This is a genomic window from Arthrobacter sp. OV608 (assembly GCA_900110595.1).
Lineage (GTDB): Bacteria > Actinomycetota > Actinomycetes > Actinomycetales > Micrococcaceae > Arthrobacter.
Window position 1 is genome coordinate 94931 of record FOEZ01000006.1, and the last position, 16489, is coordinate 111419.

Genomic DNA, 16489 nt, shown 5'->3' on the forward strand with positions numbered 1-16489 from the left:
GAGGTGCGGACCGGAGTCCGTGAGCTGGAACACAATATCATTCCAACCAATGAAAGATGTCTGTGGAAGGCGGCCCGCCGGAAACGAAGCTGGAACTCCAGCTGTCCCACGTTCAGGAGCCTCCTGCATGACCTCCACCAGTCTCGACGGCGGCGTCGAGGTAGCCATCATGGCCCCGGCCGCTCCCACCCGGCTTCGCGTGGAGCATCTCCGCGAGGCGATGGGCATCACCACCACCCGGCCGCGCCTCAGCTGGACCCTCCCGGACGGCACAACAGCCCAGACCGGATACCAGATCACAGCCAGCAATGGCTGGGATACCGGCCGGATGGAGTCTGCGCAGCACCTGCTGGTGCCCTACTCCGGTCCGGAGCTGCAGTCCCGCAGCCGGTTCGAATGGCTCGTGCGGACGTGGGCTGCTGATGCCAAGGGCACCGAATCCGAGAGCGCCTGGTCCGAACCGATGCCGGTTGAACTGGGACTCCTGCACCCTTCTGACTGGATTGCGCAATGGATCGGGCCGGAGGAGCCGGCTGTTCCCGCTCCCGAGGAACGGCCCGGCTACGGCCTGTCCAAAACCTTCGGGCTGGAGGCCACCCCGGAGTCAGCCCGCATCTACGCCACCGCCCACGGCATCTACGAGCTGTTCCTCAACGGACAGCGGGTTGGCGACCAGCAACTCACCCCTGGCTCCACCAGCTACAACACCACCCTCCAGGTCCAGTCTTACGACGTCACCGCATTGCTGCGCCCCGGAACCAACACCCTGCGCGCAGTGCTCACCGACGGCTGGTACCGCGGGACCTTCGGTTTCACGCGCGACGCCGACATGTACGGCACGCACACCGCCCTCCTTGCGCAGCTGGAGCTGCAGTCGGGGGACAGCAGGACGGTCATCGGCACCGATGAGTCGTGGCTGGTTTCGCCAAGGGAGATCCTCAGTGCGGACCTGATGGCCGGCCAGCGGGTGGACTTCCGGGTGCCGGCAGCAAACGCGCCCCAGGTCAGCGCCGCCGTCGTCCGTGATGGAAGCTACGAAACGCTGACGGGACCGGTGGCGCCGCCCACCAGGATCGTGGAGGAGCTCGCACCGGTAGCCGTCACCCGCCTAGAGAACGGCCACCAGGTGGTGGACTTCGGCCAGAACATCCACGGCTGGGTGCGCCTCACCAGGCTTGGCGCGCCGGGGGAGAAGGTCACCCTTGTGTACGGCGAGGCGCTCGGCCCCTCCGGTGACGTGACGCAGGACCACTTGCGCCCCATCGACTTCCGCCGGCCGGGCCAGTTCCTGTCCGCAGGCCAGGTTGACGTGGTGACGGCGTCGGGCGCTCCGGGGGAAGCATTCGAACCGCGGCATACTACCCACGGCTTCCAGTACGTGTCCCTGCACGGCCTCACCACGGACCTCGCGCGGGAGGACATCACGGCGTGCCTGGTCCAGACGGACTTGGAGCCGCTGGGCACCTTCACTTGCAGCGATGAGCGGCTGAACAAGCTCCACGAGATTGTGCAGTGGAGCTTCCGGGACAACGCCTGCGAGGTTCCCACAGACTGCCCGCAACGGGAAAAGGCGGGCTGGACGGGGGACTGGCAGCTGTTTATACCCACTGCTGCATATCTCTTCGACGTTACAGGGTTCTCCCGGAAATGGCTGAACGACGTCCGCGCCGACCAGTGGGAGAACGGCGTTATTGCCAACATCTCCCCGTCGCCCGGTGCGGACATCACCTCGGGGGATTTCATGTCCTTCGTCAACGGCTCTGCCGGCTGGGGCGACGCCATAGTGATGGTGCCGTGGGAGCTTTACCTGGCCACCGGAGATGCTGAAATCCTCGGCGAGAACTGGGACGCGATGACCCGGTGGGTGAGCTTCGTCCGGACCGCCGCGGAGTCCCGTCGGCACCCGGAGCGCCAGGCCGCCAGTCCAACACCGGCGCCGCACGAACAATACCTTTGGGACACAGGCTTCCACTGGGGCGAATGGATGGAACCTGACGGTCCGGAACCGGACCTGTTCGCCGCTCGTACCGCTGACCACGGCCTTGTAGCCACGGCCTACTACCGGAACACCACGGCCCTGCTCGCCAAGGTTGCCGCCGTCCTGGGCCGCGAGGAGGAAGCCGCCGCGCTCGCGGAACTCTCGGTGCACGTAAGGCGGGCCTGGGAAGCGGAATACATCGACGCTGGCGGGCAGGTCACCCAGCCCAGCCAGGCCAACTGCGTCCGTGCCCTAGCATTTGACCTCGTCAGCCCGGAATACCGCGCCGCCGTGACGGCCCAGCTCGTCTCGCTGGTCAGGGGCGCAGGCACGCACGTGGGGACCGGCTTCCTCGCCACCCCCTACCTGCTGCCCGTCCTCGCGGACAACGGTGAACTGGAGCTCGCCTACGAGCTGCTGATGCAGGACACTGAGCCCTCCTGGCTGGTGATGGTGGACCGCGGCGCCACCACCATGTGGGAGCTCTGGAACGGCATCGACGCCGACGGTGCACCGCACCAGTCCCTGAACCACTACAGCAAGGGCGCTGTGGTGTCCTTCCTCCACCACTACACCGCCGGCCTGCGCCAGGCCCCCGGCAGCGCGGGCTACGAACGCATCATCATCGAGCCGCGCCCCGGCGCGGGCCTGGCCTCCGCGGCCACCTCGCATCAGGGACCTCACGGCCTGATTGAAGTGGAGTGGAGAACGGACGACGGCGGCCTGCAGCTGAGTGCCACCGTCCCGGCCGGCACCATCGCCGAGGTCCGCCTGCCCGGCCAGCCTCCCGCCGTCGTCGGACCCGGAAAGCACCACTTTGCCGCTGCCCGCGGCGGAACTGCTGAAACGCCCCAGCTTGCCAAAGACCCCGAACTTGTAAGGAGCACACCATGAGTGTCAACGAAGCCACCGAGGTCTACGAAACCAAACCCTTCGATCCTGCCCGGCCCGGTGGTGTGGACGTTCCCCCGTTCCCGGTCTTCGACGCCCCGGGCGTGCCCGAAAACGTCTCGGACATTTCTGCCGTCCACCGTGAAGTCACGTATGCGCGGGCCATCGGGTTCCGGCCGCTCAAGATGGACATCTGGCTGCCGCGCCAGGCCGCCACCCCCGTGCCGGTGGTGGTGTGGGTCCACGGCGGGGCCTTCCAGCTGGGTGACCGCCGCGAACTGCCGCCCACCTTTGCACCGGACTCGGTGTTCCGGCTGCTCAACGAGGCCGGAATCGCCTGCGCCACCGTGGACTACAGGCATTGCCTGGAGGCGCCGTTCCCGGCGCAGCTGCACGACCTGAAGGCGGCCGTCCGCTACCTGCGCGAATATGCGGCCGACCTCGGCGTGGACCCGGAACGGTTCGGCGCCTGGGGCGAATCCGCCGGCGGGCACCTCGTCGCGCTGCTCGGACTGACTGGCGCCAGGGAGGACCTGCACGGCGGGCTCGGTGCGCAGGGGCACTCCAGCCGCGTCAGCGCCGTCGTCGACTTCTACGGGGTCTCCTCGCTCGTGGACATCCCGCCGATGAACACCCCGGAAGGTCTCTTCCCGCCGGCGCTGACCGCCGCTGTTCCGGCTGGAATGTCCCTGCAGCCCGAGTACATGCTGGTGGGCGGCTCGGACGATCCCGCGCTGCTGGCTGCGGCAAGCCCGGTCAGCTACGTCACCGCCGGCGCGGCGCCGTTCCTGCTGATCCACGGCGACAGTGACGGCCTGGTGCCGCACTCGCAGACCGACCTCCTGGCCGCGGCGCTTGCGGCAGCAGGCGTGGAGCATGAAGTGGTCACCATCAAGGGCGGCGACCACTGCTTCTTCGGCGCGGAAGACCAGCTGGACAATATTCTCGCGGCCGCCGTCGGCTTCTTCACCGAAAAGCTGGGCCGGCCATGACAGTCCGGCAGGGGGAATCCTCCGTGCCGTCCGACGGCGGGAAGCTCGCGCCGGACGCGGGTTTCGCCTTGTATATGGCGGCACCCGAAGGCCCAGAAACCCTGCCCAGCCAGGTGGGCCCCGACGTGCCCATCCGTACTGTTACCGCGGAGGGCCGGCGCGGGCCGGTGGGCGTCCGGATCTACGGGGAGCCGTCCTCCACCGGTGGGCCAGCGCTCGTGTGGCTGCACGGCGGCGGTTTCGTCAGCGGCAGCCTGGATATGCCCGAATCCGACTATCTGGGCCGGGTGCTCGCCGCAGCCGGGATTCCGGTGCTGTCCGTCGATTACCGGCTGGCCCGCGACGGAGTGCACTTTCCGGTGCCCCACGAGGACGCGCTGGCGGCATGGTTCTGGATCCGCCGCAACGCCGCCGGACTCGGGTTGGATGCGGATCTCCTGTGCCTGGGCGGCGCAGGCGCGGGCGGCAACCTCGCCGTGGGCGCCGCGCTCTACCTGACCGACGCCGGCAAGCCGCTCCCTGCGAAACTCCTGCTGGCGTATCCCTTCCTCCATGCCGAACTGCCGCCGCCCGCGGGCGGACTGGACGAGGAGGTGATGGCGACGCTGCCCCGGCACCTCCGCTTCACACTCGAGGACTGCCTGCGGAATGCGGAGAACTATGTGGGCGGTCCCGTGAGCATGGCGTCCTCCTACGCGATGCCTGGCTACGCCGACCCGTCCGGGCTGCCGCCGACTGCCATCGTCGCCTGCGAGTACGACGACGTCCGCGGCTCCTCCGAGCTGTTCGCCGCCAACCTGGAGCAGGCCGGTGTTCCGGTGTCCTACTTCCTGGCCCGCGGCGCCGTCCACGGGCACCTCAACCACGCGGCCGGCAGCCCGGAGGCACAGCCCGTCCTGGATTTCCTGGCCCAGGAGCTGGCGTCCGTAAAGGCTGACTAGCTGCAGTTCATCGCTTCGAGTCGAACCGATGACGTACCCGGCCGCGCTAGCTAAGACAGTAGTCATAACGGCGACCGCGCACAGGACCTTGCGGCATGAAGGAGCGTCGTAAATCGACGGGTTTCCGCGGATGGCTAACACTATGCTGTGAGGGTGCGTCCAGCGCTGCCAGACGTGCTTCAACGTCCCTCGACTGGCCCCCGGCTCCCATAACCCCTTGGCACACAATAGGGCAGCCAACGGAAAGACCTCTGCGAACCCTGCGCTGTTCCATGCAGTACAGAGTTACTGTCATCTTGAATACCTATCTATAGATGTGTTGACATCGAATTCAACGCTCGATATCGTTGTGCCCGCTCGCTGTGGACCGCTTCGAGCCATTCGGATTCACAGGGCCGGATGCGCGTTCTAATCAATGGGGATGGAAGAACTGATGAGAAGCAGAGCAGGTCTGATGATGTCGCTAACGCTCAAGCCTGTGGATGCGGCCTCTTTCACCACGGAGCGAGGCGCGGGTGGCGGGAAATGCGTTCACGTATTGGACGCGGCCAGGGGGAAAGAAAGCATGACGATTCGAGGCCGGGCGCCCCGAATGGTAAAAGCGCCGCACTACTGACGGCGTAGGTCGTTGCGTTGACCCTGTGTTGAGGCTGTCCGCTTGTGAATCCACTGGGCGCTATCTAAGAGGCGCTTCTCGCGTCTTAGCGCATTCTCAAAGAGGAGAAGTATGAAAATCAGATCCGATCAGCCAAAATTCGGGCTTAGGAGCGGCCTCGTGATGCCGGGCATGGCACTTGCAGCAACGGTGGCTTTGCTGCTATCGGGCTGTTCTGCTGGAGGCAGCAGTAGCGGTGGCTCTTCGGGCAGTAAAGAACCCATCAAGATTGGGGCGACCGCACCCCTGAGCGGAGCACTCAGCCCAGGATGTCTCAAAACGATCGGGGGGGCCCGGGGATGGATCGACAAGGTCAACGCGGAAGGTGGGATCAATGGACGTCAAATCGAGTTCACTGTTCTGGATGATGAGGGTGACCCGCAGCGTGGCGTCAGCAATGCCCGCCGCTTGATTGGCGATGGTGTAGCCGCGTTTGTTGACAACTGCGCGAGTCCCGGCACGGTCGCGGCGATCCCTGTAATCGATGCAGCCGGCATCCCCAACCTGTTTCCCAACAGTGCGAGTGACGCGATCGTGCACCCAGGTGCGCCGACATTGTTCACCCTGCTCCCACCGTTTGACCAGCAATTGGCAACGGTCGTTCCGTACGCGATGGGCAAGAATGGCCCCGGCAAGGTTGCGCTCGTCTACATAGACGGTCTAAGCCCGAACATCGCGCCCGCCGCAGAATGGGCAGTCAAAAAATCCGATGGAACAATGGTCGCAGAACTCGGTGTTCCGGGTGCGACCACCGACTGGGGTCCGACGGTCATCAAGCTCAAGGAAGCCAATCCCGATTACGTGGCGATTGCACACGCGACACCTGCCACCGGCTATCTCGTGGCGGAGATGGACCGCCAGGGTCTCAAGCCTCCTAAGGGTATTATCGCCGCGTATCAGGGTGCCGACACGATCTACAGTAAGAACGCAGGTGCGGCCGCCACGGGTACCATCACCACTTTCGCCACAGTGATGAACACGGATCCAAAGGCGAAGGAGTGCAACGAGACGCTCCCCACAGACGTGGAGCAGGGTGGGTTCACGGTTCTGGGTTGCGCCTTTATGAAGGCGGCGCTCGAAATTCTGAAGAAGGCTGACGCCTCCGACAAAGGTCTGAGTTCTGAATCGATTCTCGAGGTGGTGAAGGGTTTCGATGGCGCTGGCTTGCCTGAGCTACCCGGAGTCGGCAACGAAGGAGGCGGCCGCCAGTTGGCCAATGCCATGTGGATGCTCAAGGTGCTTCCGGACGGGACTCTGGCCCTCGATTCCGACAAACCAGTAGAAATTCCTGATGACAGCAACTGGGGAGTCAAGTAGTGGCGGCGCCCGCCGAATCCACTGAGGGCGTCGCGTGAGTTAGAGGAGCGAGGGTTTCCGGGTATCGACTCGGGTTTTGTACCCGTAAGTCACCCGGAGGCCCCGCTCGCCACGGGCTCCGCGGCCGATGGCTGACGGCCCAGGTGGACGAGTCGCGTACCAATGAACGAGGAGAGCAAGACATGAAAGAAGTTGCACCCACGGAATTTGCGTTCAACTTTCCGCGTCGACCGACCGACGTGCGAGATAAGTAGGAACGGTGAACTCCGAGTCGAAAACCCCTATAGCACTGCCTCTTATCCAGCTCGATCATATCGGGGTCCGTTACGGCTCGGCCTTGGCGTTGAGGGAGATCAACCTGTCGATAGCGCCTGGCAGCATTGCCGGGGTTGTCGGGCCGAATGGTGTGGGCAAAACTACGCTCTTGCGGGTGATGTCCGGACTGCTGCGCCCCTCGCAAGGGCGGATCCTCTGGAAGGGCGAAGATTTGGGACGTTTCTCTCCGCATTCAGCTGTGAGGAAAGGAATCGCCCACGTGCCGGAAGGTCGCCGTCTGATCGCAGAACTCGAGGTGATCGATAACCTTCACCTGGGTGCTGTCGCTGCCGGCCTGTCACCGAAGCACGGGGTTGACAAGGTCATCGAGATGTTCCCAGCCGTGGAGCGGCTGCTGAACCGCAAGGCCGGACAGCTGAGCGGCGGTGAGCAGCAAATGGTGGCGGTGGGTCGCGGCCTGATGTCGAAACCGGAGCTCTTGCTCATCGATGAACTCTCTCTCGGACTGGCGCCAAAGATAACCGTCGAGCTCTTTGAAGCGTTGAGGACCCTTGCGCGCACCACTGGCCTTACACTGCTCCTGGTTGACCAGAGCGTACGTCTTCTCAACAAATATGTCGATGACCTCTGGGCGCTAAGCCACGGCCAGTTGGTTCCCGTGGACCGGACCGCCGGTATCACCTCACTCGATTCCTACATCGCGGAAGGAACCACTGAATGAACGTGGCTGTCCAGGCTGCTGTTTCAGGCCTCACACTGGGCGCGCTTTACGGCTTGTTCGCACTCACAGTTGTTGTGCTGTGGCGCACGGCTGGTTTAGTGAACTTCGCGCAGGGAAGCATGGCGACGCTGAGCGCGTTCATCGCCTATTTCTTGCTCATACCGCTGGGTTTACCGCTGTGGGTCATGTTCCTCTTGTCGTTGCTCATTGGGGCGGTTCTCGGTGCAGTTATCTACACCGTCGTTTTGCTTCCTCGCTCGACCGGCGATCACTACAACGAACTGTTCAGAACGATGGGACTTTCGCTGTTTATCGTCGCCTTCGTCCAGCGCTCTTGGGGATCCGGCGAACCGTACCCGTTCCCCAGCTTGATCGGATCGGGAAGCGTCGACGTGCTGGGATTCCGGGTGCAGTGGCTTCAGTTGCTCACCCTGGTGATTGCGCTCGTTTTGACCTTCGCCTTCGCGGCGTTCCTGCGAACACCGCGGATCGGATTGACGATGCGTGCCGTCGCATCAGACCGAGAGGTCTCCACCATCCTGGGTGTCCGAGTCCGCTTTGTGATCATGATTGCGTGGCTCATCGTGGGGGCTATCGGCGCTGCCATCGCGCTGTTGTTTACTCCGCTGTATTCGCTCTCCTCGGACTTGATGGAGCCTTTCCTTCTCAAAGGATTCGCTGCGGCGCTTCTGGGGGGGCTCTCGAGCTTCCGGGGCGCGATCATTGCCGGGCTCATTGTCGGCGTGATGGATGCGGAGGTTGCCGTGTTCCTCGGTCCTGAGTGGCGCGATGTCGCAAGCTTTATCCTCCTGCTCGGAGTCCTTCTCATCCGTCCGTCCGGAATCTTCGGACAGGCCAATACGGTTAGGGTGTAACCGCTGTGATGTTACGTCGCCAAATTCCTGCCACCGTGGCGTGCCTGGTGCTCGCCATCATTGCGCCTTTTTTCTCGGGGTATGCCGTGGGTGTACTCGTTCATTTGGTTGCTCTGGCAATCGCCGCCGTGGGGCTCGACCTCATCATTTCCAGGGCTAACATGTTGTCCTTCAGTCACGCGGCCTTCATGGCGATAGGCGCCTACGTTTCCGTCATCCTGATGCGGAACGGTTGGGAGTTTATTTTCGCGGCACTCGTTGGCATCGCTAGCGCGGCTATCGCAGGTTTCCTGTTGGCGATCCCGGCGAGCAGGCTCTCCGGCTTCAGTTTCGCCCTCGTGACGTTTGCCTTCAGTGCCGTCGTCACAGGGCTGGCTGCCGGTTCGCAGCTCATCAGCATTGCAGGCGGCGAGAGCGGTCTGTCCGTGCCTCCTGGCAAGTTGTTCGGCCTCAATCTGTTCAATCCGCACACCCTCTTCTACATGGCTCTTGTCTTGTTGCTTGCGACAATGCTCGTGTGCACAACGCTGATCTACTCGCGCACGGGGCGCGCCTTCCGCACAATGAAAGAGAGTGAGGCGGTTGCCGTTGCACTGGGAGTGAACGTCGCGGGGATGAAGATTGGCGTGTTCGCGCTCTCGGCGGGTATTGCCGGTGTCGGTGGCGTCGTCCTCTCGCAAGCATTGGGGGCCATCAGTGCTCCAACATTCAGCCTGGAACAATCCACTATTCTCGTGGCGGCAGTGACGGTAGGGGGCTTGGGTCGCTCACTTGGCCCCCTCGTCGGGATCACGATCTTTGTTCTTCTCCCCGAGATTTTTCAGGGCTTGCAAGACTACTCAGCCCTGGTTTTTGCCGCTGTCTTTGTTGTGACGCTGATCGTCGCGCCCAACGGTGTAGTCGGATTGGTCACATCCTTTCCCTCGTCCGTCCGTCAAATACTCGCGCGAAAGGGAGAAGGTCCTGGCGGCTTCGGAACGCAGACGCCTTCCCTATCCTCTGACAACTCAAGCAAGGTGGCGTCGTGACTGGATCCATCCTGGATGTTCGCCAGGCGAGTGTACATTTCGGCGGTGTGGTGGCTGTTGACGAAGTCAACCTTGCGGTTGGAGCCGGGAGCACGCACGCGATCATCGGCCCGAATGGGGCGGGTAAGACAACGTTGCTGAACGCGATAAGCGGGCTGGTGCCGCTCTCCGGCGGGGAGGTTCTGTTCGAGGGCGCTCCACTGAATAAGCTCCGCGCACGTCAGCGGGCGCGGCTCGGTGTGGTTCGAACCTTCCAAAACCCCGCCCTGATAGACGCCCTCACCGTGCGAGAGAATATTCAGGTCGGGCTTTACACGCAGACGAAGTCCAGCAGCTTCGAAGAGGCGCTCGGGCTTCCGCGCGCGCTTCGCCGCGAACGGGAGGCTCGAGCGCGGGCCGACGCAGTGCTCGAGGAACTTCGGATACCCGTGGAAGGGTCTACACCCGTTGGAGCGCTCCCTCTCGGGCTGCGGAAGGCTGTCGACATTGCGCGGGCTTGGGTGGCGAAGCCCAAGTTGTTGCTGCTCGACGAGCCGACCGCGGGACTCGATGAAAGTGAGATCGGCGAGATTGAGTCGGCTTTAGCGCGAGTTAAGGGTGAAATCTCGGTTGTGGTCATCGCCCACCACCTCGACTTCGTCATGCGCCTTGCTGATGAAGTCACCGTGCTCGAGTTTGGCCGAGTGATCGCGAACGGGCCGCCGACCGAGGTCCGTTCGGATCCCGCAGTGATCGCTGCTTACATCGGTGCAGCAGATGACGACTAGCGCCGGGCTCCAATTTCCCCAAACGCCTGTCCCCGCCGGGGTTGGTATTACCGGCCGGAGTCACGAACTGGCACAGGACTACCGCCTGGTGCGAGCATGGTTGGATGCTTGAGGCAACCAAATCCCAAAACACCCCTGCAGAAACGCCACTGAACCCGGCCTTGGCCGCGGAAAGCAGGATCGCCCGGATCGCGGTGACAGTGTTTCCGCTGCTGGTGGTTGTTGCGGGCATCGTTGGCTTCCTGGCGCCCGGGGTCTTCAAGCCGATGGCGCCCAGCGTGCCCTACCTGCTCGGGATCATCATGTTCTGCATGGGCCTCACGCTGACCCCGCCGGACTTCGCCGCCGTGGCCAAGCGCCCGTGGGCGGTGGCCCTGGGCATCGTGGCGCATTACGTGATCATGCCGGGAGCAGGGTGGCTGATCGCCCTAGCCCTGAACCTCGAGCCGGAGCTGGCCGTGGGCCTGATCCTGGTGGGCTGCGCGCCTTCCGGCACCGCCTCCAACGTGATGGCCTTCCTGGCCAAGGGCGACGTTGCCCTGTCCGTGGCAGTTGCCTCCGTTTCGACTCTCATCGCCCCCATCGTTACGCCCCTGCTGGTCCTGTTCCTGGCCGGCTCCTACCTCCAGATCGACGCGGCAGGCATGGTCCTGGACATCGCCAAGACAGTCCTCCTGCCGGTGGTCGCCGGCCTGCTGGCCCGGCTGTTCCTCAAGAAGCTCGTGGCGAAGGTGCTGCCCGCACTGCCCTGGGCTTCCGCCGTCGTGATCTCCCTGATCGTGGCCATTGTGGTGGCCGGCAGCGCCGGCAAGATCGTGGCCGCGGGCGCCATCGTGTTCCTGGCCGTGGTGCTGCACAACGGCTTCGGACTGGGGCTGGGCTACCTCGCCGGCAAGATTGGCCGCCTGGACAGCAAGGCCCGCCGCGCTCTGGCCTTCGAGGTGGGTATGCAGAACTCCGGCCTCGCTGCGACGCTGGCCACCACCCACTTCAGTCCGCTCGCGGCCCTGCCGTCGGCTGTGTTCTCCCTGTGGCACAACATCTCCGGCGCCATCGTGGCCGCCTGGCTGGCCCGCCGCCCGCTGGGGGACAGCAAGGGCTGACAAGCAGGAAGCCCCGAAGCTGTTTCATTCAGTGAAAGCAGCCATGCGGAGCGGACTCCCTGTGCGCGAGTGTTGAGTAGTGACGCGGTCCACACTGGTGGCCCGGCGCATGAACGAAACGGCGCGGTTAGACATGAAGTCAACGATGACGGCAGGGCAGGTTCTTAAGGGGATCGAATTCGCCCACCCCGAGGGCTCAGCGCCGCTGTTGCTTGACCTCTACCTCCCCGCAAGCCGGGAGCAAACCGCTGCTTTGCCGGCCATTATCCACTTCCACGGCGGCGGCTGGCGGGTGGGCGGCCGTTCCTCCCTTGGCCCCCAGGTGGACGCGCTGGACCTGAGCCCCATCGAACGCCTGGTGGACGCCGGTTTTGTGGTGGCGTCCGCTGACTACCGGCTGAGTTCCGTGGCCCACTTTCCGGCCCAGCTATTGGATGCCAAGGCTGCGGTCCGCTGGGTCCGTTCCAATGCCGCCTCCTTCAATATGGACCCGGACAGGATCTACGCGTGGGGTGATTCTGCCGGCGGGCACCTGGCCAGCCTGGTGGGGCTGACCGCCGGGTCAGCGGAATACGCGGGTGATGAGGCGGGCCTCAGCGACGCCGTTGCCGCCGTTGCTGCCTGGTACCCGCCCACCGACCTTCTCCACATGGGTGAACAACGCCTCGCTAACGCCGTCGCCAGCGCCGATGATCCGGGCTCGCGCGAGGCGCTCCTCCTGGGGGCCCAGCCGGCCGAAGCGCCGGACAAGGCGGCCGCCGCAAGCCCCCTCACCTACGCGGGCAACCATGCCCCGCCGTTCTTCCTGGCGCACGGCACCGCGGACCGTTTCGTCCCGCCGGCCCAGTCCGCCACACTGGCCGCGGCCCTGGAAGCTGCGGGCGCCGACGTCGAACTTTTGCTGGTTGAAGGCGCCGACCACATGTGGCAACTGCCGGGGCAGGACCCTGCCGCCGCAGCGCAGGCTGCTGACGCCACCCTCGATTTTTTCCGCCGCCAGGCATTCAAACCCTGACCTAAGACATCCCGGGCATACAGTCCCGGGCAAGACCTGAAAGGCCCTCCCATGCAGTTTGTTGGCATCATTCACCAAGGCGAATCCTGGGCCGCGGCCCTCGTGGACTCGCACCTCGTCCCGCTCGCGCCCGTCACCGAATTCTGGTCCGACCCGGCGGGCTGGCAGGACAAGGCAGCCACCCTGACGGCCGACGCCGGCACCTCGCTGGAGCGCGGAAGCGTCACCGAAGTGCCGCTCGTCCCCGCCTCCGCCCGCGTGATCTGCGTGGGGCTGAACTACCAGGCCCACGCCGCCGAGGGCAGCTACAAGGACCAGGACCTGCCGCCCTATCCCACGCTGTTCGGCCGCTGGACAGCGTCGCTTTCCGTGGGCAACATCCCCGTTCCCGTGCCGGCCTGGGAGGACGGGCTGGACTGGGAAGGCGAAGTGGCCGCCTACATCGGCCACCGCGTGGAATCTGCGGACGAGGCCGAGGCAGCGGAATCAGTCTTTGGCTACTCCACCTTCAACGACCTCACCGCCCGCCGCGCCCAGAAACTCACCACGCAGTGGACGCTGGGCAAAAACGGCGACTTCACCGGCCCGCTCGGACCCCTGGTCAGCCGGGACGAGGTGGGAGACCTCCGCGACGGCCTGCAGGTCCGCACCCGGGTGAACGGCACCGAGGTCCAGAACGGCAACACCCGGGACATGGTCTTCTCCGTCCCTGCCATCATCTCGCTGATCAGCCAGACCCTGACGCTCCACCCCGGAGACGTCATCGCCACCGGCACTCCCGAAGGAGTGGGTTACGCGCGGACTCCGCAGTGGCTGCTGCAGCCCGGCGACACCGTCGAGGTGGAAATCGACAAACTCGGCACACTGACCACGCCGGTAGGCGAAGCCTCCCTGCGGAGCCGTGCCTGATGGTCGCCCACCGTTTCGCCTCCCCGGAGCACATCCCCGCGGAGGTGCAGATCCTGATTGCCGGCGGCGGTCCCAGCGGCCTGTTCCTGGCGCTGGACCTGGCCTCCCGCGGTATCCCGAGCCTGGTGGTGGAGCCGCGCGATGCGGTGGACCACGCCCGCCCGCGCGCCAAAACCACCAACGCCCGCACCATGACGCACCTGCGCAGGCTCGGCCTTGCCGATGCCCTTCGGGCGGCTTCCCCGCTTCCCATCGGTTACGCCCAGGACGTCATCTTCTGCACCGGACTCACCGGTCCCGGTGCGCATGAACTGCGCCGGTTCCGGAACGCTTTCCAGCTCGAGCCCGGCCGCTACGGCCCGCAGCCGGAGTGCGGCCAGCAGGTCCCGCAGCCCGTTCTGGAGGAAGTGCTGCGGGCCGCCGTTGCCGCCTCACCGCTGGTGACAATGGTGACGGGCTGGAGCGTCCAGTCCGTTGATGATTCCGGGACGGGCTACACCGCCGTGGTCTCTGATGCTTCCGGTGCCCAGCGCACCATCACCGCCGAGTACGTGATCGGTGCCGACGGCGCCACCTCCGCTGTGCGCCGGAGCCTCGGGATCCGGTTGGAAGGCGGTTCCGCGGCCCTGTCCAACATCAGCATCCTGTTCCGCTCCAAAGGGCTGTCCTCAGCAGTGAACCTCGATCCGGCCGTTCAGTACTGGGTGGTCGGCGCCAACACCTCGGGCATGCTGGGGCCGATGGACCTCAACGGAACCTGGTGGGCCATCATCCAGGGCGTCAATCCGGAGGAGACCGTGGATACCGCCAAAGCCGGCGGTATGGTCCGCTCCCTGGTGGGAGCCGACGTCGATATCGAGGTCCTGGCCACCGATCCGTGGACGGCCCGCATGCTGCTGGCCCCGGAGTACCGCCACGGGGGAGTGTTCCTGATGGGCGACGCCGCGCACCTCAACCCGCCCTGGGGCGGGCACGGGTTCAACACCTGCGTGGGCGATGCCGCCAACCTGGCCTGGAAGCTGGCCGCGGTGGTCACGGGCTGGGCGGGCGCAGACCTGCTGGACAGTTACGAAGCGGAACGCCGGCCGGTGGCAGCCCGCACCATCAGCGACGCCGCCGCAAACGGCAAGGCCCTTGCCTACCACTTCGCCGATCCCGCGCTCCTGGCCGACGATCCTGCCGGCGCTTCCGCAAGGGCCACCGCCCACGAAGGCCTTGCCGTGAAGCAGAGCGAGTTCGATTCCCTGGGCCTGGTCCTTGGATACGCCTACGGGGACTCGCCGGCGGTGGTCCCGGACGGGTCGCCGGCCCCGGTGGAGGACCCCATCGTGTACGTTCCCTCAGCCACCCCGGGAGCCCTGCTGCCGCACGCCTGGCTGGACGGGTCCGCCTCGGTTTACGACCTTTTGGGCCAGGATTTCACGCTGCTCGTTGATGAAGATGCGCTCGCCGGCAGGCCGGCCGAGGACGTCTTTGCCGCCGTGGTCGGCGCTGGGAAACGCAAGGGCATTCCGGTGGCGATTGCCGCCGTCGGACGTTTCGACGACGGGACCCAACCCTCCGAGCTATGGGGAGCCGACGCCGTCCTGGTCCGCCCGGACCAGCACGTGGCCTGGCGCGGGAGCACCGCAGAGGCAGCAGCGGATGCCTTGGCCGTGGCGGCCGGCCGGCGCACGGCAGAAGACCTGGACCAGAACCAGCACACCGACCAGGAAGGGGAGGCCCGTGTCCGCGTCGTCGTTCCGTGATTACCTCTTTGCACCCGACCACCCGCGCGTGGCGGAGATCCGCGGCCTGGACGCCCGCGGGTATGCCGAGGCGGCCACCAGAGATTCGTTCGCCGGGCCCATGATCGAAGGCTGGAAGACGCTGTATCCGCAGCCGTTCACAGGCATCACGAACGACGGCGTCCTCCGCCCCGGGCTGTTTCCGCTCGCCCCGGCGCGGGCGGGGGAGGAGGCGCCCACCGCGGCGATGACTGCTGCGGCCCGCAAGCTGGTGGACGCCCTGACCCCGGAGCAGGCGTCCCGGCTGGGCTACGCCGTGGACGCGCCGGAATGGCAGAGCTGGGCGAACCCGGAGTTTATGCAGCACGACACCGGCCTCCGCCTCGACGAGCTGGAGGCGCCGGTGCGGGACGCCGTGTTCGCCGTGGTGGAAGCATCACTGAGCCCGGCCGGTTTTGAGCTGGTCCGAAACCTCATGCGGATCAACGGCTTCCTTGGTGAGCTGGTGGAGCTGCCGCTGCTGATGAACGAGTTCAGCTACAACTTCGCCCTGTATGGTGAACCGTCCGAGACGGAGCCGTGGGGGTGGCAGCTGTTCGGCCACCACGCTGCGCTGAACTGCCTGGTGGCCGGAACGCAGCTGGTGGTTTCGCCGGTGTTTATGGGTGCCGAACCAGATGTGATCGACGCCGGGCCGTACCAGGGCGTGATGGTGTTCAAGGAGCGCATCGCCCTGGCCCGGCAGCTGATGGCGGCCTTGCCTGCGGAGTTGCGCGCCGAGGCCACGGTTTATGAATCGATGGTGGACCCTGCGATGCCTGAGGGCCGCCTCCACCCCGGGGACGAGCGTCACCTGGGAGGCTGCTTCCAGGACAACCGGGTGATCCCGTATGAAGGCATCCTGGTGGCCGACATGCCGGCGGAGGCCCGGGCCATCCTGGATGCCGTGGTGGAGGACTTCATCGCGTATCTGCCGGGCGGGCCTCGGGCTGCCCGGCGCCGGGAAATCCAGGAGCGGTACAGCGAAACCTTTTTCAGCTGGATCGGCGGCTGGGAAGGGGAAGAGGCGTTCTACTTCCGGCTGCAGAGCCCGGTGGTGGTCCTGGAACTCGACCACCACACCGGGGTGTTCCTCAGCAATGACGAACCCGCCCCGTTCCACATGCACACCGTGGTGCGGACACCCAACGGCAACGACTACGGCCGCGAACTGGTGAAGCAGGCCCGCTAGGAAACAGCAACGCGGGGTCACTTCCGGCCCGATAAATCGACTTTATTGGGCCGGGAGTGACCC

At 65.3% G+C, this 16489-nt stretch carries 13 protein-coding genes; all 13 read left to right on the plus strand.

All coding sequences use genetic code 11. The annotated features are described in order from the left end of the window. The first annotated feature begins 127 nt into the window (after nucleotides 1–127). Nucleotides 128–2872, plus strand: coding sequence for an alpha-L-rhamnosidase (locus tag BMX78_RS10065; RefSeq protein WP_091419080.1), 2745 nt, complete (start codon nucleotides 128–130; stop codon nucleotides 2870–2872). Beyond that, nucleotides 2869–3861 carry an alpha/beta hydrolase gene (locus tag BMX78_RS10070; RefSeq protein WP_091419082.1) on the plus strand — a complete coding sequence of 331 codons (993 nt, stop codon included), beginning with the start codon at nucleotides 2869–2871 and terminating at the stop codon, nucleotides 3859–3861. Before BMX78_RS10065 ends, BMX78_RS10070 begins: the two co-directional genes overlap by 4 nt. After that, nucleotides 3858–4802 carry an alpha/beta hydrolase gene (locus tag BMX78_RS10075; protein WP_091419084.1) on the plus strand — a complete coding sequence of 315 codons (945 nt, stop codon included), beginning with the start codon at nucleotides 3858–3860 and terminating at the stop codon, nucleotides 4800–4802. The genes BMX78_RS10070 and BMX78_RS10075 overlap by 4 nt, the downstream gene beginning before the upstream one ends. A 727-nt stretch (nucleotides 4803–5529) precedes the next feature. Continuing rightward, a complete protein-coding gene (locus tag BMX78_RS10080) occupies nucleotides 5530–6774 on the plus strand; it encodes an ABC transporter substrate-binding protein (RefSeq protein ID WP_091419086.1) in 1245 nt (414 codons plus the stop codon). A 259-nt stretch (nucleotides 6775–7033) separates the two neighbouring features. Next, complete coding sequence (locus BMX78_RS10085; RefSeq protein WP_091419087.1) at nucleotides 7034–7771, plus strand: ABC transporter ATP-binding protein; 738 nt, start codon at nucleotides 7034–7036, stop codon at nucleotides 7769–7771. Next, nucleotides 7768–8646: a branched-chain amino acid ABC transporter permease gene (locus tag BMX78_RS10090; RefSeq protein WP_091419089.1), complete on the plus strand. Its 879-nt coding sequence runs from the start codon at nucleotides 7768–7770 to the stop codon at nucleotides 8644–8646. Before BMX78_RS10085 ends, BMX78_RS10090 begins: the two co-directional genes overlap by 4 nt. 47 nt (nucleotides 8647–8693) lie before the next feature. Beyond that, nucleotides 8694–9674, plus strand: a complete 981-nt coding sequence (locus BMX78_RS10095) for a branched-chain amino acid ABC transporter permease (RefSeq protein ID WP_170850766.1) — start codon at nucleotides 8694–8696, stop codon at nucleotides 9672–9674. Continuing rightward, the gene (locus tag BMX78_RS10100) at nucleotides 9671–10441 is read left to right on the plus strand and encodes an ABC transporter ATP-binding protein (protein ID WP_091419092.1); all 771 of its coding nucleotides are present in this window, start codon (nucleotides 9671–9673) and stop codon (nucleotides 10439–10441) included. The genes BMX78_RS10095 and BMX78_RS10100 overlap by 4 nt, the downstream gene beginning before the upstream one ends. A 104-nt stretch (nucleotides 10442–10545) precedes the next feature. Then, complete coding sequence (locus tag BMX78_RS10105; protein ID WP_091419093.1) at nucleotides 10546–11544, plus strand: bile acid:sodium symporter family protein; 999 nt, start codon at nucleotides 10546–10548, stop codon at nucleotides 11542–11544. Between the two features lie 79 nt (nucleotides 11545–11623). Next, nucleotides 11624–12559, plus strand: coding sequence for an alpha/beta hydrolase (locus BMX78_RS10110; protein ID WP_286138897.1), 936 nt, complete (start codon nucleotides 11624–11626; stop codon nucleotides 12557–12559). Between the two features lie 51 nt (nucleotides 12560–12610). Beyond that, nucleotides 12611–13468, plus strand: coding sequence for a fumarylacetoacetate hydrolase family protein (locus BMX78_RS10115; RefSeq protein WP_091419097.1), 858 nt, complete (start codon nucleotides 12611–12613; stop codon nucleotides 13466–13468). Continuing rightward, nucleotides 13468–15216, plus strand: a complete 1749-nt coding sequence (locus tag BMX78_RS10120; protein ID WP_091419099.1) for an FAD-dependent monooxygenase — start codon at nucleotides 13468–13470, stop codon at nucleotides 15214–15216. Before BMX78_RS10115 ends, BMX78_RS10120 begins: the two co-directional genes overlap by 1 nt. Next, nucleotides 15194–16426 carry a DUF3500 domain-containing protein gene (locus BMX78_RS10125; RefSeq protein WP_091419100.1) on the plus strand — a complete coding sequence of 411 codons (1233 nt, stop codon included), beginning with the start codon at nucleotides 15194–15196 and terminating at the stop codon, nucleotides 16424–16426. The genes BMX78_RS10120 and BMX78_RS10125 overlap by 23 nt, the downstream gene beginning before the upstream one ends. The last annotated feature ends 63 nt before the right edge of the window (nucleotides 16427–16489 follow it).

Bases quoted from the DNA above. Each gene is read 5' to 3' on its own strand.
- BMX78_RS10065 (WP_091419080.1), top strand. From the start codon at position 128: ATGACCTCCACCAGTCTCGACGGCGGCGTCGAGGTAGCCATCATGGCC.
- BMX78_RS10105 (WP_091419093.1), top strand. From the start codon at position 10,546: ATGCTTGAGGCAACCAAATCCCAAAACACCCCTGCAGAAACGCCACTG.
- BMX78_RS10070 (WP_091419082.1), top strand. From the start codon at position 2,869: ATGAGTGTCAACGAAGCCACCGAGGTCTACGAAACCAAACCCTTCGAT.
- BMX78_RS10080 (WP_091419086.1), top strand. From the start codon at position 5,530: ATGAAAATCAGATCCGATCAGCCAAAATTCGGGCTTAGGAGCGGCCTC.
- BMX78_RS10090 (WP_091419089.1), top strand. From the start codon at position 7,768: ATGAACGTGGCTGTCCAGGCTGCTGTTTCAGGCCTCACACTGGGCGCG.
- BMX78_RS10115 (WP_091419097.1), top strand. From the start codon at position 12,611: ATGCAGTTTGTTGGCATCATTCACCAAGGCGAATCCTGGGCCGCGGCC.
- BMX78_RS10075 (WP_091419084.1), top strand. From the start codon at position 3,858: ATGACAGTCCGGCAGGGGGAATCCTCCGTGCCGTCCGACGGCGGGAAG.
- BMX78_RS10120 (WP_091419099.1), top strand. From the start codon at position 13,468: ATGGTCGCCCACCGTTTCGCCTCCCCGGAGCACATCCCCGCGGAGGTG.